This is a genomic window from Plantactinospora solaniradicis (genome assembly GCF_042658085.1).
GTDB lineage: Bacteria > Actinomycetota > Actinomycetes > Mycobacteriales > Micromonosporaceae > Plantactinospora > Plantactinospora solaniradicis.
Genome location: NZ_JBHSPR010000004.1, coordinates 1 through 17647 on the forward strand (window position 1 = coordinate 1; position 17647 = coordinate 17647).

Annotated in this window: 16 protein-coding genes and 5 pseudogenes; 11 read left to right on the plus strand and 10 right to left on the minus strand. The window is 68.3% G+C overall.

Annotated elements, in window-relative coordinates; translation table 11 throughout:
* Both ACFP2T_RS05470 and ACFP2T_RS05475 read right to left on the minus strand, forming a co-directional pair.
* Nucleotides 1-675 (minus strand): annotated as a pseudogene (locus ACFP2T_RS05470) (IS6 family transposase); the annotation flags it as partial.
* A 48-nt stretch (nucleotides 676-723) separates the two neighbouring features.
* Nucleotides 724-1323, minus strand: coding sequence for a hypothetical protein (locus ACFP2T_RS05475; protein ID WP_377418003.1), 600 nt, complete (start codon nucleotides 1321-1323; stop codon nucleotides 724-726).
* Between the two features lie 696 nt (nucleotides 1324-2019).
* Here ACFP2T_RS05475 and ACFP2T_RS05480 point away from each other — a divergent pair.
* Nucleotides 2020-2970 (plus strand): NADP-dependent oxidoreductase, encoded by a 951-nt coding sequence (locus ACFP2T_RS05480; protein ID WP_377418005.1) that lies wholly within the window; start codon nucleotides 2020-2022, stop codon nucleotides 2968-2970.
* Here ACFP2T_RS05480 and ACFP2T_RS05485 read toward each other — a convergent pair.
* Complete coding sequence (locus ACFP2T_RS05485; protein WP_377418007.1) at nucleotides 2967-3401, minus strand: transposase; 435 nt, start codon at nucleotides 3399-3401, stop codon at nucleotides 2967-2969. The genes ACFP2T_RS05480 and ACFP2T_RS05485 overlap by 4 nt on opposite strands.
* 507 nt (nucleotides 3402-3908) lie before the next feature.
* Nucleotides 3909-4418: pseudogene (locus ACFP2T_RS05490) on the minus strand (SDR family oxidoreductase); the annotation flags it as partial.
* Nucleotides 4419-4797: 379 nt separating this feature from the next.
* Here ACFP2T_RS05490 and ACFP2T_RS05495 point away from each other — a divergent pair.
* The 5 genes from ACFP2T_RS05495 (at nucleotide 4798) to ACFP2T_RS05515 (ending at nucleotide 9554) form a co-directional block, all read left to right on the plus strand.
* Nucleotides 4798-5862, plus strand: coding sequence for a LacI family DNA-binding transcriptional regulator (locus ACFP2T_RS05495; RefSeq protein ID WP_377418033.1), 1065 nt, complete (start codon nucleotides 4798-4800; stop codon nucleotides 5860-5862).
* Nucleotides 5863-6053: 191 nt separating this feature from the next.
* Nucleotides 6054-7439 carry a non-reducing end alpha-L-arabinofuranosidase family hydrolase gene (locus ACFP2T_RS05500; protein ID WP_377418009.1) on the plus strand — a complete coding sequence of 462 codons (1386 nt, stop codon included), beginning with the start codon at nucleotides 6054-6056 and terminating at the stop codon, nucleotides 7437-7439.
* A 513-nt stretch (nucleotides 7440-7952) separates the two neighbouring features.
* A complete protein-coding gene (locus ACFP2T_RS05505; RefSeq protein ID WP_377418011.1) occupies nucleotides 7953-8480 on the plus strand; it encodes an IS110 family transposase in 528 nt (175 codons plus the stop codon).
* Between the two features lie 4 nt (nucleotides 8481-8484).
* Nucleotides 8485-8982 (plus strand): helix-turn-helix domain-containing protein, encoded by a 498-nt coding sequence (locus ACFP2T_RS05510; protein WP_377418013.1) that lies wholly within the window; start codon nucleotides 8485-8487, stop codon nucleotides 8980-8982.
* The gene (locus tag ACFP2T_RS05515; RefSeq protein WP_377418015.1) at nucleotides 8910-9554 is read left to right on the plus strand and encodes an integrase core domain-containing protein; all 645 of its coding nucleotides are present in this window, start codon (nucleotides 8910-8912) and stop codon (nucleotides 9552-9554) included. The genes ACFP2T_RS05510 and ACFP2T_RS05515 overlap by 73 nt, the downstream gene beginning before the upstream one ends.
* Before the next feature lie 80 nt (nucleotides 9555-9634).
* Here the strand turns inward: ACFP2T_RS05515 and ACFP2T_RS05520 are convergent, their stop codons facing one another.
* From ACFP2T_RS05520 to ACFP2T_RS05535, 4 genes and pseudogenes are all read right to left on the minus strand, one after another.
* Complete coding sequence (locus tag ACFP2T_RS05520) at nucleotides 9635-10840, minus strand: pyridoxal phosphate-dependent aminotransferase (RefSeq protein WP_377418017.1); 1206 nt, start codon at nucleotides 10838-10840, stop codon at nucleotides 9635-9637.
* A gap of 78 nt (nucleotides 10841-10918) precedes the next feature.
* A pseudogene (locus ACFP2T_RS05525) lies at nucleotides 10919-11191 on the minus strand (IS630 family transposase); the annotation flags it as partial.
* Between the two features lie 169 nt (nucleotides 11192-11360).
* Complete coding sequence (locus tag ACFP2T_RS05530) at nucleotides 11361-11585, minus strand: hypothetical protein (protein WP_377418019.1); 225 nt, start codon at nucleotides 11583-11585, stop codon at nucleotides 11361-11363.
* Between the two features lie 51 nt (nucleotides 11586-11636).
* Complete coding sequence (locus ACFP2T_RS05535) at nucleotides 11637-11861, minus strand: hypothetical protein (protein WP_377418021.1); 225 nt, start codon at nucleotides 11859-11861, stop codon at nucleotides 11637-11639.
* 328 nt (nucleotides 11862-12189) lie between these two features.
* Between ACFP2T_RS05535 and ACFP2T_RS05540 the strand changes: the two genes are divergently transcribed.
* Complete coding sequence (locus ACFP2T_RS05540; RefSeq protein ID WP_377418023.1) at nucleotides 12190-12405, plus strand: hypothetical protein; 216 nt, start codon at nucleotides 12190-12192, stop codon at nucleotides 12403-12405.
* A gap of 302 nt (nucleotides 12406-12707) precedes the next feature.
* Here the strand turns inward: ACFP2T_RS05540 and ACFP2T_RS05545 are convergent, their stop codons facing one another.
* Nucleotides 12708-14294 carry an FAD-dependent monooxygenase gene (locus tag ACFP2T_RS05545; RefSeq protein ID WP_377418025.1) on the minus strand — a complete coding sequence of 529 codons (1587 nt, stop codon included), beginning with the start codon at nucleotides 14292-14294 and terminating at the stop codon, nucleotides 12708-12710.
* A 100-nt stretch (nucleotides 14295-14394) separates the two neighbouring features.
* Here ACFP2T_RS05545 and ACFP2T_RS05550 point away from each other — a divergent pair, with 100 nt between their 5' ends.
* Genes ACFP2T_RS05550 through ACFP2T_RS05560 form a run of 3 tightly spaced genes read left to right on the plus strand, consistent with a single transcriptional unit; the run spans nucleotide 14395 to nucleotide 16204 of the window.
* Nucleotides 14395-15015: a TetR/AcrR family transcriptional regulator gene (locus tag ACFP2T_RS05550; protein WP_377418027.1), complete on the plus strand. Its 621-nt coding sequence runs from the start codon at nucleotides 14395-14397 to the stop codon at nucleotides 15013-15015.
* A gap of 5 nt (nucleotides 15016-15020) precedes the next feature.
* Nucleotides 15021-15884 carry a GNAT family N-acetyltransferase gene (locus ACFP2T_RS05555; protein WP_377418029.1) on the plus strand — a complete coding sequence of 288 codons (864 nt, stop codon included), beginning with the start codon at nucleotides 15021-15023 and terminating at the stop codon, nucleotides 15882-15884.
* The gene (locus ACFP2T_RS05560; RefSeq protein ID WP_377418031.1) at nucleotides 15881-16204 is read left to right on the plus strand and encodes a nuclear transport factor 2 family protein; all 324 of its coding nucleotides are present in this window, start codon (nucleotides 15881-15883) and stop codon (nucleotides 16202-16204) included. Before ACFP2T_RS05555 ends, ACFP2T_RS05560 begins: the two co-directional genes overlap by 4 nt.
* Before the next feature lie 32 nt (nucleotides 16205-16236).
* Here ACFP2T_RS05560 and ACFP2T_RS05565 read toward each other — a convergent pair.
* Nucleotides 16237-16734, minus strand: a pseudogene (locus ACFP2T_RS05565) (transposase family protein); the annotation flags it as partial.
* A 338-nt stretch (nucleotides 16735-17072) separates the two neighbouring features.
* Here ACFP2T_RS05565 and ACFP2T_RS05570 point away from each other — a divergent pair.
* Nucleotides 17073-17647: pseudogene (locus ACFP2T_RS05570) on the plus strand (transposase family protein); the annotation flags it as partial.

Genomic DNA, 17647 nt, shown 5'->3' on the forward strand with positions numbered 1-17647 from the left:
CGAGTTCGGTAAACGCACCGGCGACCCGCGTTGTCGGCGGGGCGTCGACGGCGAGTTCGTAGTGTCCGCGGCGTAGCTTCTGCATGAAGGCGTGTCCGGCGATGATCGCCCGTGCTGTCTTGTCCGTTCGTAGCCCGCGCATCGGTCTCAACCGGTGTTTCAGCCGGCTGTGGTCAGCCTCAGTCGGATTGTTGGCGTACTGCTCGACGTGGTGCCAGGCGGACGAATCAACTCGTTCAGCACGCCGGGATAGACGGCGGCGGCGTCAGTAATCACCTCGGCGGGCGTCACCTTCAACACAGACAGCGCCCTGCGGAAAAAGATGCGGGCAGCATCGGCATCGCGACGGGCCGAGACGAGCACGTCGATGGCCTGGCTGTACTGGTCAACCGCCCGGTACACGTACCGCCACATCCCATTCACCTTCACGTACGTCTCGTCGACGAACCACCTGTCGCCCGGTGAGTGGCGGGCGAATCGGGCGGCGTCGGCCAGCAGCGGGGTGAACCGCTGCACCCACCGGTAGACGGTGACGTGATCAACCTCGACGCCGCGCTCGACCAGTAGCTCCTCCACGTCTCGAAAGGAGAGGTAGTAGCGCAGGTACCAGCGCACCGCGGACAGGATGAGTTCCGGTGGGAACCGGAACCCAGCGAACGCCGACTTCGGAGGCAGCCACAGGCGAGGACGGATCGACAGTTTCACCGCTCAAGCCTGCCTCGATCATGCCGACCCCAACGCAACTGTGAGCTCGCCCGTCACCGCGCCGACCGGGGCCTGCCCGCCACAAGCATCGGATGGGGAATGATCAACGACGTCGGCGTGGCGGTCAGTCGCGACGGCTACGTCGGCTCCCTCCCGCGCCGCAACGGTCACACCCTCGACGCCCTCGGCCTGGAACACGGTGTCGAACATTGACGTGTACTTGGCATCCCGGTCCCGGATCAGGAACCGGTGGGCCCGCTTCCCCAGGTCCAGCATCAGGTTGCGGGCCCGCTGCACCACCCAGTCACCGTTCGGAGTGGTCGTCGCCCCCAGCAGGTGTACCCGGCGGGTCGCGATCTCCATGAGGAACAGTACGTAGATGCGGGTCAGGCCGATGGTGTCGACGTGCAGAAAATCGCACGCCAGGATGCCTTTGGCCTGCGCGGTGAGAAACTCCGTCCAGGCCGGTCCTGCCCGCTGCGGGGCCGGGCCCACACCAGCCCGGGTCAGAATCGCCCAGATCGTGCTGGCCCCGAAACGGTAGCCCAGGCCAGCCAACCCGCCCTGGATGCGCCGACACCCCCAGGCCGGGTTGTCCCGAGCCAGCCGCAGCACCAACTGGCGCACCTCCGCCGTGACCGGTGGGCGACCCAGCCGCCGCCTCGGGTAGGTCCACCGCCGCGCGATCAGGTTGCGATGCCAACGCAACAACGTGGCCGGGGCGACGAAGAACGCTGACCACCGCGTCTGTCCGCGGCAGCAGCCTCGACAGCCCGGCCAGCACCACCCGGTCGGCCGGTTCCAGATCCAGCCGGCGCCACCTGCCGACCTAGTACCGCTACCTGCTGCCGCAGCCCAACCACCTCGACCGCGTTGGCGTGCCCACCGCGAGCCAACCTGATGATCAACTGCAGTGCCCGACGGAGAATCAGGTAGACGAACGACGGAATCATGACCGGCAAGCATGCCGCCAACGCAGTTACGGCAACGTGTCCCCGCGCTGCAGAGCTGATCAGCGTGATCCGGGAATCGGCGAGCCTGAGCAGGTCTCCGTCCTAGCTAGTGCCTGGTCTTTGAACGTTGATCGTGTAATCCGCACATGCTTGGGTTCGGCGGTCGCCGCCAGACGACCGCCGCGTGCTACTGCCCGGGAGTGCGTCTGATCCAGCGCGGTTCTGCGCCGAAGTGGCAAGGGGTTGCGGAAAGCCCGGCAGGTAGCTGCCGAACCGTCAGATAATGCGGGGGTTGGCCTGTGGTTTATCCCCAGGGCGGCCGGCGGGCTGATCGAATGCGGCCGGAAGGAGCAGTCGTCGGATGAGCACGATGCACGCCGTGAGAGCTCACACCAGGGGTGGGCCCGAGCAACTTGTGTACGAGGAGGCGCCGCGGCCGGAGCCGGGGCCTGGTGAGGTGTTGGTGGCCGTGAAGGCGGCTTCCATGACACCCCATGAGCTCACCTGGCCGGCAACCTGGACGCGCAGCTCGGACGGGACCGGACCCGAGCGCACCCCGATCATCCCGTCGCACGAGTTCTCCGGAGTCGTCGCGGCGTCCGGGGCGGGGGTGGAGAGCCCCGCCGAGGGGGAGGCCGTCTATGGCTTGATCCCTTTCACCCGCGATGGCGCGGCGGCCGAGTACGTCGCCCTGCCCGCGGCCGTCCTGGCGGCCAAACCCGCCACCGTTGACCACGACCACGCCGCAGCGCTCCCACTTGCTGCGTTGAGTGCCTGGCAGGCCCTGGTGGACCACGCCGACCTGCGGGCCGGCCAGCACGTGCTGGTGCAGGGCGGTGCCGGCGGCGTGGGGATCTTCGTGGTGCAACTCGCGGCCGGTCTCGGTGCTCGTGTGAGCGCCACGGCGGCGGCGGCCGACCTCGAATTCGTCAAGGGTCTGGGTGCCGAGCAGGTCATCGACTATGCGCAGGGCCGCTTCGAGGACCACGTTCGCGACGTGGACGTGGTCGTTGATCTTGTCGGAGGAGCCACACAGTCGCGGTCCTGGTCGGTCCTGAAGCCGGGCGGCGTCCTGGTCACCCTCGTCACCCCACCCGATCAGCAGGAAGCAGCCCGGCATGGCGTTCGTGGGGTGTACTTCGTCGTCGAGCCCGACCAGAACGCGTTGCGTTCGATCGCCGAGTTCGTCGATAACGGCCGGTTGAGGCCGGTGCTGGACCGCGCGCTGCCCCTCACTGAGACGCGCTCAGGTTACGAGGCGCTCGAGACGGCCAAGCGCCGCGGTAAGATCGTCATCCACGTCGCTGACTAGTGCCTCTCATGAAGCCTGGAACGGGTAATCCGGATGGTGGACTTGGAGTTGATAGCGAATCCGGATTTGGGCCGGGCTCGGCGGTTGCACCATCGGATGTAGTCGCCAATCGTAATGTCCTGCTTGGCATGGCTGCGGTGGTCGGTGCCGTTGAGGGCGAAGTACCGCACGGCGGCGAACTCGGCCTCGATCCAGTTCAGCCAGGACGCGTATGTCGGTAGGAACACCAGGTCAACCCGGTTGGCCGTGCACCAGGCGAGGGCCTCGGGGTGTTTGTGGGGGTAAGAAGTCGGGGTCAGGATCACGTACAGCTTCTCCCCGGGCCAGCGACGCCTGAGGGTATTGAGGAAGGCCAAAAACCCTCGCCACCGTTTCCGGTCCCGGATGCGGTAGTGCGACCGGCCGGTGGCCAGGTCCAGGGCGGCGATCATGTGCCGTACGTCGGGAGGCCCCCGCGTAGGTGGCACGTTGCCGTGCCGGCTGGTTGCGGGGGTGCCACGCACGGCCGGGACGGCGTCTCAGGTTCAGCAGCCCGAACTCGTCGGCGCAGATCACCCGCCCGTCGGCGGACGGCTGGTCGTACAAGTCCAACACCTGGCGCATCTTGGCGGTGAAGTCCGGGTCCGTGCTGGTCTTCCACGTCTTGGTGGTCTGCCAGGAAACCCCACGCTCGTGCAGGATTCGCCGCACCGTCTCGACGCTGATCGCCTCGACGCGGCCGGTGTCGATGAGGTAGTCACGCGGCTTGGCAAGCGACCAGCAGGAAAACGGTTGGCCGAGGAAACGGGGTCGCACCGGGCGATGGCGCAGATCCAGGCTCGAGTCTGCTCATCGACCTGTTTCGGTGCGCCCCCGCTTCGTTTGGATTCAGCGCGTCGAACCCCCGATCGTTGGCGTGGATCACGTCGCGGAGTGGGTCCGGCTCGGAATTCGCCTGATCAGTTCGACTCTGGCCCGGGCTCCGCGAGCGGTTCGGCGATGCCGTGCCTGTTGGATGCGTGGTTCTGTCGCTGTCCCACGAGCCATTCGTCGAAGGTGGTCGGCGCGATGCGGGCCCCCTCGCCGGGCAGCAGCACGGTGCCGGCCATCTCCGAGCCGAAGATGGCCGACCACGTCGGCACGAGCTTCACCGTGTGGCCACGCGTTTCGTTGGTACGCCGTGCCATGTCCACCAGGTCCTGCGGTTCCGGGCCGGCGACGTCGGCGTAGCGGCCCTGCGGCTCGCCCGCCGCGATCTCGGCGAGGACGTCGGCCACATCCTCAGGCGCGATCGGCTGCACGAGCAACGGCGCGATCGTCGCGACGCCGTCGCGCTCGGTCCAACCCGCGACCATCGCGGCGAAGTCGTGGAACTGCGTGGCCGGGACGATCGTCCACGGCAGTGGACCGGCGGCCACCAGGCGCTCCTGCTCGCGTTTGCCAGCGTAGTGTGCGGTGCCGTTGACGCGTCTCGCGGCATGCCATGGGCTGTGGTGCGGCTCCCGTCGGGCAAGTTGAGTCTATGGAGCTATGGAGCTAGCGTTGTGGAGCCAATACGACCAGAATTGCTCCATGTCGATTCCTCCAGGAACCACGCGTCGCGCCCGCGGTGAGATCGAACGGCTCCCGAGCGGGTCCTTGCGGGTCCGGGTGTACGACGGCCTCGACCCAGTCTCGAAGAAGCGGCGCTACCTTGTGGAGACGATCGCGGCCGGGCCGACGGCTGACCGGCAGGCGGCGGAGATCCGCGACCGTCTGCTGGCCGAGGTTGCTCGGCGCCGGAGCCGCCGGAAGTCGAGGAACGCCGATCCCGCCGGCGCGGATGCCTCGACCGGCGAAGCCGGCGAGGTGGAGCCGGCGGCGGGGGCGGCTGAGCCGGCGACGGGTCCGCGGCGACGGGGTCGACGGCGAGGTGAGCTCACTGTTGCCGCGGTCGCGCGGATAGCGGGAGTGTCGGCGCCGACCGTATCGAAGGTGTTGAACGGGCGTGCGGGGGTAGCGCCGGAGACCCGGCAGCGGGTCGAGGCCTTGCTGCGTGAGCACGGTTACCAGCGCCCGGAGATGGTGCAGCGAACCCCGGGCATCGAGGTTGTCTTCTTCGGCATGCAGAACGATCTGGCCGTCGAAATCATGCACGGCGTCGAGCAGGTCGCCGCGGAGAACAAGCTGGCCGTGAGCTTCCTCGACGTCATGCGTCAGATCTCCGCCGGTCATTCGTGGGCCGAGAGCCTGCTGGCTCGCCGTCCGACCGGCGTGATCACGGTCAACCTGGGCTTCACGCCGGCTCAGCAGTCTCTGCTGCGCGCCGGTGCCATCCCGCTGGTCGCCCTGGACCCGTCGGACCAGCCGATGCGGGGCGTCCCGTCGGTCGTGGCGACCAACTGGAGCGGTGGGATCGACGCCGGCCGGCATCTGCTCGACCTCGGCCACCGGCGGATAGCGGTGATCACCGGGCCGACCGAACGCCTGGCCGCGAAAGCTCGGCTAGAGGGAGTCCGGACCGCTCTGGAAGCCGGTGGCCAGGCATTGGACGCCCGGTTGCTGCGCTCCGGTCTGTCGTTCTCGTTCGAGGACGGTCTGAACCACGGACGCGAGCTGCTGAGGCTGGCCGACCGGCCCACCGCCGTGGTGTGCGGTAACGACCTACAGGCGTTCGGTGTCTACGAGGCGGCCCGGCAAGTGGGTCTGCGCATTCCCGACGAGCTCAGCGTGATCGGTTTCGACGATATCGCGCACGCCCAATGGTGTGGCCCGGCGCTGACCACCGTGCGGCAGCCGTTCGCCGAGATGGGAGCGAAGGCCGCCAGCCTGGTGCTGGCGCTCGCCGCCGGGCCGCCGCTCCCGCAGACCCGGGCCGAGGTCGAGACCACCCTGATAGTGCGCGACAGTACTGCGCCGCCGACCGTTGGCTGAAACGTTTCCTTGCCAAAGGGGATCGGTTCTGAGACTCTAGGGATCGATATTTGTCCATTCCTCAGACTCCTGGCTCGCTTGCCCCGACGTTCGGACGAATTTGGTGATCTCGTTGCCTGACGCGGCTCTGTCGCTGACCACGTAGGGATCCCCACGAATGCGTGAGCCGTCATCCCCTCAGGAGACAAACCATGACCAGATTCAGATCGGCCAAGATCGGGTTGGTGTCGGTCACCGGTGTTGCCGTGCTGGCATCGGCGGCGGTTGGCGTGGCGTTGCCGGCGGGTGCGGCGGCCGCAGGCTGCTCGGTGGACTATGCCGTGTCGTCACAGTGGCAGGGCGGGTTCGGCGCCAACGTGTCGATCACCAACCTTGGCGACCCGTTGAGCAGTTGGACGCTGACGTGGTCGTGGCCCGCCGGGCAGAGCGTGACGCAAGCGTGGAACGCCACGCTGACCCAGAGCGGCGCTGCGGTCACTGCCAGGAGTGTGAGCTACAACGGCTCGATCGGCACCAACGCCTCGGTGTCCTTCGGCTTCAACGGCTCATGGAACGGGAGCAACCCGGCCCCGTCCGGCTTCGCGCTCAACGGGGTGGCCTGCACCGGCGCGCCGGTGACCTCGACGCCACCGGCCACGCCGTCCTCGCCACCGGTTACGCCGCCCGGCACGTGCGCCCTGCCCTCAACGTACCGCTGGACGTCAACAGGCCCGCTGGCAAACCCGAAGTCCGGCTGGGTATCGCTGAAGGACTTCACCAACGTCGTCTACAACGGCAAGCACCTGGTCTATGGGTCGACGGTCAACTCGTCGGGGAATTACGGCTCGATGAACTTCACCCCGTTCACGAACTGGTCCGACATGGCTACGGCCGGCCAGAACGCGATGAGTGAGGGGACCGTGGCGCCCACGCTGTTCTACTTCGCCCCGAAGAACGTCTGGGTCCTGGCCTACCAGTGGGGCCCGACCTCGTTCAGCTACAAGACCTCCACCGACCCGACCAACGCCAACGGCTGGTCATCGGCCCAGACGCTGTTCACCGGGACCATCTCGGACGCTCCCTACGGCGTGATCGACCAGACGCTGATCGGTGACAGCCAGAACATGTACCTGTTCTTCGCCGGTGACAACGGCAAGATCTACCGGACCAGCATGCCGATCGGCAACTTCCCCGGCAGCTTCGGCGCCTCGTACACCACGATCATGACCGACACCCGAGAGAACCTGTTCGAGGGCGTCGAGGTCTACAAGGTGCAGGGCCAGAACCAGTACCTGATGCTGGTCGAGGCGATCGGCAGCCAGGGCCGCTACTTCCGCTCGTTCACGGCGACCAGCCTGAACGGCACGTGGACCCCGCAGGCCGCAACCGAGAGCAACCCGTTCGCCGGCAAGGCCAACAGCGGCGCCACCTGGACCAACGACATCAGCCACGGTGACCTGGTCCGCAGCAACCCCGACCAGACCAAGACCATCGACCCGTGCAACCTGCAGCTGCTCTATCAGGGCAAGGACCCCAACGCCGGCGGTGATTACAACTCCCTGCCGTGGCGGCCGGGCCTGCTCACCCTGCAGCGATAGCGGGCGGACGCAGGTCCGGCCCCCGGATGCCTGACATTCGCGGCAAGGCGCAATGGCTTCGCAACGATGATCAGGTGGAGCATCACCCCGGCGGGCTCGGCGCAAGGCCGAGCCCGCCGGGGTGACACGGACACGAGACGTGACGCAGCACATCTCAGCGCCGTCACTGCTGGGTGCTCCATGATCAGGTGTCCGCTCATCGGCACGTCCGGACGTCCTCGTGCATGAACTCGCCACGGTCGACGGCTACCGACAGTGACGACAATACAACCGCCACTAGTTCTGAATGCGGCTACCTGTTGACTGGTGGTACGACCGCAGCCCGGCCAGGCTTGGTCGAGGTGACCTGTGGGGTCGCTCTCATCACGGCTGCCCACCGCAGGTTGGTGTGGCTCTCATCTGGCGTGCGTCCTGCCGGTCACCGCGGCGGTGAGAGGCTCGAGAGGGGACTGCCCAGCTCAAGGCAGCGCTGCCCTCCCGTCGACGAACATCGTCGGATCGAGGGAGGACACGATGGCTCAGGTCATCATCGGTGTGGACCCGCACAAGCGTTCCGCCACCATCGAAATCATCAACGCGCGGGAGAAAACGCTCGGGCAGGGCCGGTTCGGCACCGACCGCGACGGCTACCAGGCCATGCTCGTCGCCGGCCGTAGGCACAAGGACCGGCTTTGGGCGGTCGAGGGCTGCAACGGCATCGGCCGGCACGTCGCCCAGCGCCTGGTCGCCGACGGTGAAACGGTTGTGGATGTGCCGGCGAAGCTGTCCGCCCGGGCCCGCGTGTTCGCCACCGGCCAGGGCCGCAAGACCGACCCGGTCGGTGCCCGCAGCGTCGCCGTGGTCGCCCTGCGTACCGAAGGCCTGCGGCAGGTCGTCACCGACGACACGACGGTTGCGTTACGGCTGTTGGTCGACCGCCGTGACCAGCTCGGCCGGGCCCGCACCGAAGTGGTCTCCCGGCTTGTACCGTTCGAAAACCCGGCCGCGTGGTCTGACGTGCGGTTTTGTCCGGCGCTGTGGCTGCTGTCGTGGTCAGGCTGAGGCCATGATCCTGTCGTTCGGGTATCTGATCCTGCGCCAACTGCTTCAGTTGATGATCCTGGTGTTGCACGGTGATCGCGCTAACGAGGTAGAAATCCTGGTGCTACGGCATCAGGTCGCGGTGCTGCGCCGCCACGTCCATCGTCTCGATCTGGAGCCCTCCGACCGGGCGGTGCTCGCCGCCCTGTCCCGGCTGCTGCCACGCCCTCGGTGGGCGGCATTTTTCGTCACCCCGGCCACGCTGCTGCGCTGGCACCGCCGCCTGGTCACCTGTCAATGGACCTACTCGGGTCGGCCGGGTCGGCCGGCAACGCGGTCCGAGATCCGAGCCCTGGTGCTGCGCTTGGCCGCGCAGAGCCCGAGCTGGGGCTGCCGGCGGATCCAGGGTGAACTGGTCGGGCTGGGCTGTCGGGTCGCGTCCAGCACGGTGTGGGCGATCCTGACCAAGCCGGCGTCGATCCGGCGCCCCGTAGCAGCGGGCCGACCTGGACGCAGTTCCTGACCAGCCAGGCCAAGGGGTTGCTGGCCTGCGACTTCCTACACGTGGACACGATCGGCCTGACCCGCGTCTACGTGCTGTTTCTGATGGAGATCGCCACCCGGCGAGTACACATCCTCGGGATTACCACCAATCCGACCGGCGCATGGGTGGCGCAGCAGGCCCGCAACCTGATGATGCACCTCGGACAATGCGCTTCGCAGTTCCGGTTCCTGATCCGCGACCGTGACACCAAGTACACGACCGTGTTCGACGAGGTGTTCACCGCTGAGGGCATCGAGATCGTGCGGACGCCGCCGCGAGCGCCCCGTGCGAACGCATATGCCGAGCGGTGGGTGCGTACGGTCCGCCGCGAGTGCCTGGATCGGATCCTGATTTACAACCTGCGGCACCTGCTCGCCACGCTCGATGAGTACGTCCGGCACTACAACGAGCATCGGCCGCATCAAGGCCATGAACAACGCCCGCCGGCTCTGGACGTGTCCCCGGCGCCGGTCACGGATCTGGCTGCCGTACGGGTCCGCCGTAGACGCGTCCTCAACAGGCTCATCAACGAATATTCCCAGGCTGCGTAGCCGAAACCGAGTTATCGAACGGTACAGGCCACTGGCCTCTGGTGCTCGCACCGAAAAATGCCGGGTGCCGCGCCGCCGCGCTACTGGCGGTAGGTGGAGAGGAAGGTGCGGATCCGGGAGACGGCGTCGTCGAGGACGTCCGTGGCGGCCAGGAAGACCAGGCGGAGGTGGTCTGGTGTGTCGAGGTTGAAGCCGGTGCCGTGGGAGATCAGGAGGTGCTGGTGCTCCAAGAGGTCGATCACCAGGCGCTCGTCGTCGTGGATCTTGTGCACCTGGGGGTCGAGACGGGCGAAGAGGTAGAGGGCGCCGGCCGGTTTGACGCAGTCGACGCCGGGGATGTCGACGAGGGACTGCCAGGCGTGGTCGCGCTGCTCCAGCAGGCGGCCGCCGGGGCGGGTCAGTTCCTCGATGCTCTGGTAGCCACCGAGCGCGGTCTGGATGGCGTGCTGGGCCGGCACGTTCGGACAGACGCGCATGTTGGCGAGCAGCTGCAGTCCGTCCAGGTAGTCCGAGTCGCTGCCGCTGAAGCCGCTGGTGGCGAGCCAGCCGGAGCGGAAGCCCGCGGCCCGGTAGACCTTCGACAGGCCGCCCATGCTGACCACCGGCACGTCCGGCGCGAGGGCGGCGAGCGTGTGGTGCGTCGCTCCGTCGTACACAATCTTGTCGTAGATCTCGTCGGCGAAGATCAGCAAACCGTGCTTGCGGGCAAGCTCGATCATGCCGAGCAGCACCTGTCGGGAGTAGACCGCGCCGGTCGGGTTGTTCGGGTTGATCACCACGAGCGCGCGGGTGCGGTCGGTGATCCGCGACGCCATGTGCTCCAGGTCCGGCGTCCAGCCCGCCGCCTCGTCGCAGCGGTAGTGCACTGCGCGACCGCTGCACAGGTTCACCGCGCCGGTCCAGAGCGGGTAGTCCGGGCTCGGCACCAGCACCTCGTCGCCCGTGTCCAGCAGCGCCTGGAGCACCATCACGATCAGCTCGGAGACTCCGTTGCCGAGCAGCACGTCGTCCGGCTGCACGCCAGGCACGCCGAGGGTCTGGTAGTGCTGGGCCACCGCGACGCGGGCGGAGTAGATGCCTCGCGCGTCGCTGTATCCCTGAGCGGCCACGATGTTCTGCACGACGTCGGCGACGATCGGATCCGGCGTGGCCAGTCCCCACGGCGCCGGGTTGCCCAGGTTCAGCTTGAGGATCCGGTGCCCGGCAGCCTCCAACTCCTGCGCCCGGCGCAACACCGGGCCGCGGATGTCGTATCGGACGCTCCTCAGCCGCTGCGCCTGCTGCATCGGACCCCCTCGGCGAAACGTGTGTTCCGAGGGTCGAGGCTAGCGCATTGTCCATGAACGTTCGCCGGGTGTGAGCAGTCAGGCGGCCTTGGCTCGGGGCCGTCCCCAGCGATGCTGGCGTTCGCTTCGGAGGCGGGCTTGTTCGCGGCGTTGTGCGGTCAGGACGTCAGGGTGGCGGGGGTTGGCGTTGCGCCAGCGCAGGTATTGCTGCAGCTTACGGCCCAGGACGGTGTGGCTCGGGTGGTTGGAGTTCGCCATGGTGAAACTTTGTAGCGGCCCGAACTGCGCTTGGATCGGGTTGGCCCAGGACGCGCTGGTCGGGGTGAGGCACAACTCAACCTTGTTCCGGGCGGTGATGCGTGACTCGGAAATCCGGCTGATCACCAAGGACGCGATCGTCGAGTACTACGGCAGTCCGGCCGTGAGATCCATCAAACAGAAGCTGGACGCAGCCCTGCCGATCAAACACTGGTGGATCACCCCGCCCGTGGCCCGTGCCCTCGAGCTGGCTGGGCAGCTGTCACAGCACGACACCTTCACGTTCGCCGCCGTCGACGCCCGACGAGGCGGGAAAGGTTTCGCCAGCATCGCCGCCATCGTCGACTTCATCAACCACATCAACCGGTGGGCCCACGTCAGCGGCCTGGAACCCATCCCCGCGGGCATGGTCACCCCGCACATGTTCCGGCGCACCATGGCCATGCTGACCCGCGAACACCCCCGGCTCCGAAATCGCGGTCGGCATGCAACTCAAGCACGCCGCAACCAGAGCCCTGGCCAACCGCCTCACCCGCAGCTACATGGACAACGATCCCGCCTGGGCCCGCCAACTCGAAACCGCGATCACCGACCACCGCTTCGACCGGCTCACCGAACTTTCGATGCCGACGCCCGCGGGCAGAACATCGGCTTCGGGCCCGGCGCCGACCGCACGCGCGAAGCCTTCACCGCCGTCAGCGTCCAAGCCGAGCAGCTCCGTGCCACCGGCCAAGCCCGACGCGGCGACATCCGCGTCGAGCATGACCTCCTACGCCGTACCCGAATCTCGATCCGCTTCGGAAAACTGAACCACTGCACCATGAACGACGCCAACCCCGTCGCGCCAAATGCCTCGAAGACGCGATCATCCCGGACGGCCACCGCGGTCCGCTGCTCGACCGCTGCCAACCCGGCCGCTGCGCGAACAGCATCATCGCCCCCGAACACATCCCGATCTGGAGCGCCGAACAATCGTCCCTGCACCGCCTGCTGGACACCGGCAACCTTGCCCCCAACCACCGGCGCAGCATCGAAGCCGAACTCAAGGAAGTCGACCGCGTCCTCGATCGGTCCGTGCAATGACCGCGGGCGTGTCACCAGCCACCCGGCAACGCCTGCGCGAGGCGATGCAACGCCTCTTCACCGGCGTGCCGCAGCACACCGACGGCACGCTGACCAAGAACAACCTCTGGCGTGAAGCGCGGGGCAGCCGGGCCACCATGAACCGTGCCACCGACATCCTCGCCGAATGGGACGCCCACGTCAGCGAGAGCCCCCGCCGGCGTCGCCGTCCGTCGCCGCGATGAAGAGCTCGAGCAACTGCGCAGCCGCCGACGCGCCGGCCAGATCGAACTCCGCAAGTTGCAGGACCAGCTCGACGCCGCCGCCACTGTGATCGCAGCGCTGCACACCGAGAACACAGCTTTGCGCCACCAAAGCACCGACAGCCGTGCCCGCATCATCCCGCTTTCCCGTGCGCCTGGCCGTCTGGAGTAGCAGCGCGACCGACGGCGCTACTCGGGCAATTGCGCGGCAGAGGCGTCCCGATCATCAAGCACACCCCTGTACACCGCGTCATCTGACCGGGGTGAGGCGGGCGGTCTTCCCCTCACGCTGACCGGGTCAGCGCCCCGCCGAGCCACCGCGCGGCGGCGTCCCGGAGACCGTCCACCTCCGCGCCGCCGGGCTCGGATGTCGAGCACGCCCAGGCCAGATAGCAGTCGGGGCGCAGCAGCAGCGCCGACAGCGGCTCCTCACCCGCCGCACATGCGGGCGATGCGACGGGCTTGGCGTGGACGACGTCGAGGCGGTCGTGCCGGCCAGCCAGGGCGTCCGCGAACACGCCGTCCGGTGTCAGGTCCAGCAGGAGCGCTCGTGCCGCATGCGTCAGGTCCGCCAGGCGTGCCGCACCCGCCGTGGTCTCGACGGTCAGGTCCGGGACGAACGTGCCGGCGCGCGGGTGTGCCGATCCCGGGCCCATGTCGTAGCGGACGTCTGCGCCGGCCGTGAGGTGCGCCAGCCGCGCCACCACGGCCGGATCGGTCAGCAGCTCGCTGAGGAGCTCACGCAGTCCGGTGACGTCACTGCCGGGCGCGATCAGCGCCGCCTGCGCCCGGGCGTTGACGATCATGCGCTCGGCGGCGGCACGGCGCTCGGTCTCGAAGGAGCCGAGCAGATCCGCCGGCGCGTCGCCGCGCACCGTCGCGGCCAGCTTCCAGCCCAGGTTGACCGCGTCCTGCAGGCCGAGGTTGAGCCCGGGCCCGCCGCCGGTCGCGCCGAACACGTGGGCGGCGTCGCCGATGAGCAGGACGCGCCGGTCCGCGTAACGCGCCGCCACCCGCGTGTGCCCGCCGGTCATACGCCGGAGTACGTGCGGGTCGGCGCCCTCGGGCTGCCGCAGCGGCACCTCGGCTCCGAGCACGCGCCGGATGCTGCCGGCTAGCTCGGCGAGGGTCATCGGCTCGTCCGGCTCCGGCTGATCCCACTCGGTCGTGGACAGCAAGGGCGGCTGGCCGGGCAGCGGCGCGTACGAGAAACCGCCGTGCTCGGTCCGGTGCGGGAGGAACGGCGGCACGGGGCCATACCCGGGCACCGTGAGCGCGCCGGTGCCGGGGTCCACCCAGTCCGGCGGCAGCATCACGTGCGCCGACCGCACGGTCATCCGGTCGTGGTGCACGCCGGGAAATCCGATGCCGGCGAGCTTGCGGGTGACACTGTGCGCGCCGTCGGCACCGACGGCCCAGCGGGCGCGCAGGTCGTAGCGGCCCTTGGCGGTGACGACCGACAGCGTCACCCCGTCCTCGTCCTGGGCTAGACCGACCAGCTCATGGCCGCGCCGGATCTGCGCCCCCAGCTCGACCGCCCGCTCCTCGAGGACCCGCTCGATCTCCTGCTGGGTCACCGGCAGCGTGTAGACCGGGCTCTGCGGGAGCAGGCTGAGGTTGAGTCCCAGGCCGCCGAACATGAAGTACGCGGAGTTCGGCACCGGCGGCTCGGGGCTGCGGGTCAGCCTCTCGTGCAGCCCCCGGTGGTCCATCACCCGGACCACCTGGCCGAGCAGGCCGTTCGCCTTGGGATGAGGGCTTGGTTCGTCCCGTTGCTCCAGGACGAGCGGCCGCACACCACTGAGAGCCAGCTCGCAAGCCAGCATCAGCCCGGTGGGACCAGCGCCGACAACAACCACATCAACGGACATCTCATTGCCTCCTGCTTCCTCGGTCAGGCGGCCCACCGTAAGCGACAATTTGCGTGCACGCAAGTTTGCGTGCACGCACTTTGTGTGGCAGGGTGGAGGAGTGACACAAGAACGGCCGGACCTGCGCGAGCGGAAGAAACGGGCCACCCAGGAGGCGCTACGCGAAGCGGCGCTGAGACTCGCTCTGGAACATGGGACGGCGAACGTGCGGGTCGGCGACATCGCCGAGGCGGCCGGCGTCTCACCGAGGACGTACAACAACTACTTCTCCAGCCGGGAACAAGCGATCGTCGCCGCGGTCACCGCCCAGCGCGAGGCCCGGATCGCCGAGGCGATAGCCGCCCAGCCCGCACACGTTCCCCTGGCCGACGCCGTGGCCGCAGCGATCGTGCACATCTACACCACGCCCGGCGACGACGATCACGCCGCGCTGCTACTGATCGCCACCGACCCGGCGCTGCGCCACGTGTTCCTCGACACCACCGCCGGAATCGAGCCACCGCTCACCACCGCCATAGCGCAGCGCCTCGGCCACCCCGACCAGCACACCGCCCGGATCCTCGCGGCAAGCGTCACCGCCGCGGTGCGCATCGCACTCGAACGATGGCTCGAGCCAGCCCCCAACTCGACAACCGGCCTCGTCGTGCCGACCGGATCCCTGCCCGACCTGCTGCACGGCGCCCTCGCCCCGCTGGCACCCGCCCTCGACGCCGCACGGTGATACCGATGACCATACGAGACACTCTTCTCGCGCTCCACGACCAACAGGTTCGCGGCGGTGTCGCCACACGCCTGCCCAACAACTGGAAACCCTCGTGGGACGGTCCCGTCCTGCAGGTCGACACGCCTACCCGAGGGCTGGCCTTCGCCCGGGACCTCGACGGCCTCAGCATCGCGGAACTGGACGCGCTCATCGGCCGGGTCCGCGATCGCTCCGCAGCCCGCGGCCACGCAATCGAATGGAAGACCTACGGCCACGACCGGCACGATCTCACCGACCGGCTGCGGTTGGCCGGCTTCGTGCCGGAAGAGCCGGAAACCATTGTCATCGGCGAGGCGACCACCCTGGTCGACGCCGGCGAAACACCCGACGGCATCACCATCCGCGCGACCACCGACCCGGCCGACTTTCACCGGATCGCGGCCATGGAATCCGAGGTCTGGGGCGCCGACTGGTCCTGGCTGGCCGACGAGCTGCTCGACCGCATCGACTCGGCCCCCGCGAACATCGTAGTCCTCGTAGCCGAGGCCGCCGGCGAGGTGGTCTCGGCCGCCTGGCTGGTCATCATGCCCGGCACCGAGTTCGCCGCCCTTTGGGGCGGATCCACCCTGGCCCGCTGGCGCCGGAAAGGCATCTACCGGGCACTGGTCGCCCGCCGTACCCAGGCGGCCCGCGACCGTGGCATCAAGTACCTGCTGGTAGAGGCGTCCAAGGACAGCAGCCCCATCCTTCAGCGGCTGGGAATGCACCCGGTCGGCACCACCCCCCGTGGGTATGGAGCCCGACGATCAGCACCCCGCAGGATCTGCTCACCGGCCTCTACGCGGCGTTCAACCGGCGTGACATACCCGCTCTGCTGGCCGCCATGACGCCGGAGGTCCGGTGGCCGAACGGCTGGGAGGGCGGCCACGTGCACGGCCGTGAGCAGGTGGCCGCCTACTGGCGACGTCAGTGGGACGAGCTCGAGCCGTCCGTGACACCGACCGCCTTCACCACCGAGGCCGACGACCGTATCGCCGTCGCCGTCCACCAGGTGGTCAAAGACAAGGCTGGAACCGTCCTGGCCGACCACACCGTCACGCAGGTCTATCGCTTCGCCGGCGAGCTGATCGCCGAGATGACGATCAGAGAGCCCAGCAGCGTCGGATTACCAGCCAGCGCCGGGCTCAACACGGCAAGTGACCCGTGATCATCACAATCTGCCTGCTCTACAGAGCGTTTTCAACCTCGGTAGATCGGGTTCTTGACCTCGTGCAGGACGAGGATGGCCTGCACGATCGCGGTCGTCCGGGACGGGCTGCAACGTAGCTTGGCCAGGAGTTTCCACGTCTTCAAGGTCGCGCCAGCGCGTTGACCACGGGCACGGATACGGCCATGGGTCTTGTTCACCGCCTTCTGCCGGGCTGACAGCTTCGGCCGGTAACGGTGACGCCTGAACGGCGTGCGCACGGCGCCGCCGGCGCCTTGGTACGCCCTGTCCGCGAGGGTCATCACGTCAGCGCTGGCAAGTGCGGCGACGATGCCGTGAGTGCGCGCCGTGGTCAGGTCATGGGTCGAGCCCGACAGTGCCGGCGAGACCCAGACGAGCCTGCCTGCTCATCCGCGATGACCTGCACGTTCATGCCGCGATGGCAGTGTTTCCCGGAGTAGTACGGCTTCTGGTGGTGGGCGCGGTCGATCGGGGTCAGGGGTGCCGTCCAGGATCGCGTAGGCCAGCAGGCCTGCGGGCACTCGGACGGGCCGCCGAACCAGCGTGGTGTCTCGTGAGACACCGCCAAGTCTGGAGAACGACGGCGCTCGTGGACATGGCAGCGGGGTGGCTACTCGCCCTGGCGGCGGGTGGTTCCGCATTGGTCGGCGCTGCGGCTAACGAGGCATGGACCCAGGCCCGTAACGGCGTCCTCGGCGCCGGCCAGCGAGTCGTGGCGCGCCGGGAGTCGAACCGCTCTGTTCTGGCCCAGGCGCTCGCACGCCTCGACGCGATGGAATGGGGCCCGCACGCCGCCGCCCACCCGGCTAGCCTGGGCAGGCGTTCCCTTATTGAGGAGAGAGCATGGCAGGCTGTGCTGGTCCTGCGCTGGCTGCTCGACGGCACTCGGATGAGCCAACTGGTCCGCGACAACAACATCAGCGCCTCGACCGGCTACGAACGCCTGCACGAAGGCGTCGCCGTGCTGACCGCCCAGGCCCCCAGCCCGTACTCGGCGCTGCTGGCCGCGAAAGCCGCCGGCTACGACTATGTCCTGCTCGATGGCACCTTGATCGAGACCGATCGGATCGGCACGCCCGGACCCACCCCCGGCGTGGACCTGTGGTGGTCGGGCAAGTACAAGAACCACGGCGGCAACATCCAGGTGCTGGCCGCCCCGGACGGCTGGCCACTGTGGACCTCACCGGTACGGCCCGGCCGGGAACACGACACCACCTGCCTACGCACCCACCCCGACCTGCTGGCCACCCTCGCCACCATCCGTGACGACCTGCGGACCCTGGCCGACCTGGGCTACGAAGGCGAGGCCGACACCGTCGTCGTGGCGTTCAAGACACCCGCCAACGGCCAGCTCACCGACCTGCGGCCTGTTCCTCCGCCGACAGCTCGGGCCGCTTCTTCCTCGGGGTCACATCGTTCAGT

Excerpts from the sequence above, each read along its gene's own strand:
- ACFP2T_RS05480 (WP_377418005.1), top strand. The coding sequence starts at position 2,020 with ATGAGCACGATGCACGCCGTGAGAGCTCACACCAGGGGTGGGCCCGAG.
- ACFP2T_RS05485 (WP_377418007.1), bottom strand. The coding sequence starts at position 3,401 with ATGATCGCCGCCCTGGACCTGGCCACCGGCCGGTCGCACTACCGCATC.
- ACFP2T_RS05500 (WP_377418009.1), top strand. The coding sequence starts at position 6,054 with ATGACCAGATTCAGATCGGCCAAGATCGGGTTGGTGTCGGTCACCGGT.
- ACFP2T_RS05505 (WP_377418011.1), top strand. The coding sequence starts at position 7,953 with ATGGCTCAGGTCATCATCGGTGTGGACCCGCACAAGCGTTCCGCCACC.
- ACFP2T_RS05510 (WP_377418013.1), top strand. The coding sequence starts at position 8,485 with ATGATCCTGTCGTTCGGGTATCTGATCCTGCGCCAACTGCTTCAGTTG.
- ACFP2T_RS05520 (WP_377418017.1), bottom strand. The coding sequence starts at position 10,840 with ATGCAGCAGGCGCAGCGGCTGAGGAGCGTCCGATACGACATCCGCGGC.
- ACFP2T_RS05530 (WP_377418019.1), bottom strand. The coding sequence starts at position 11,585 with ATGCCGACCGCGATTTCGGAGCCGGGGGTGTTCGCGGGTCAGCATGGC.
- ACFP2T_RS05535 (WP_377418021.1), bottom strand. The coding sequence starts at position 11,861 with ATGCTCGACGCGGATGTCGCCGCGTCGGGCTTGGCCGGTGGCACGGAG.
- ACFP2T_RS05545 (WP_377418025.1), bottom strand. The coding sequence starts at position 14,294 with ATGTCCGTTGATGTGGTTGTTGTCGGCGCTGGTCCCACCGGGCTGATG.
- ACFP2T_RS05555 (WP_377418029.1), top strand. The coding sequence starts at position 15,021 with ATGACCATACGAGACACTCTTCTCGCGCTCCACGACCAACAGGTTCGC.
- ACFP2T_RS05560 (WP_377418031.1), top strand. The coding sequence starts at position 15,881 with ATGACGCCGGAGGTCCGGTGGCCGAACGGCTGGGAGGGCGGCCACGTG.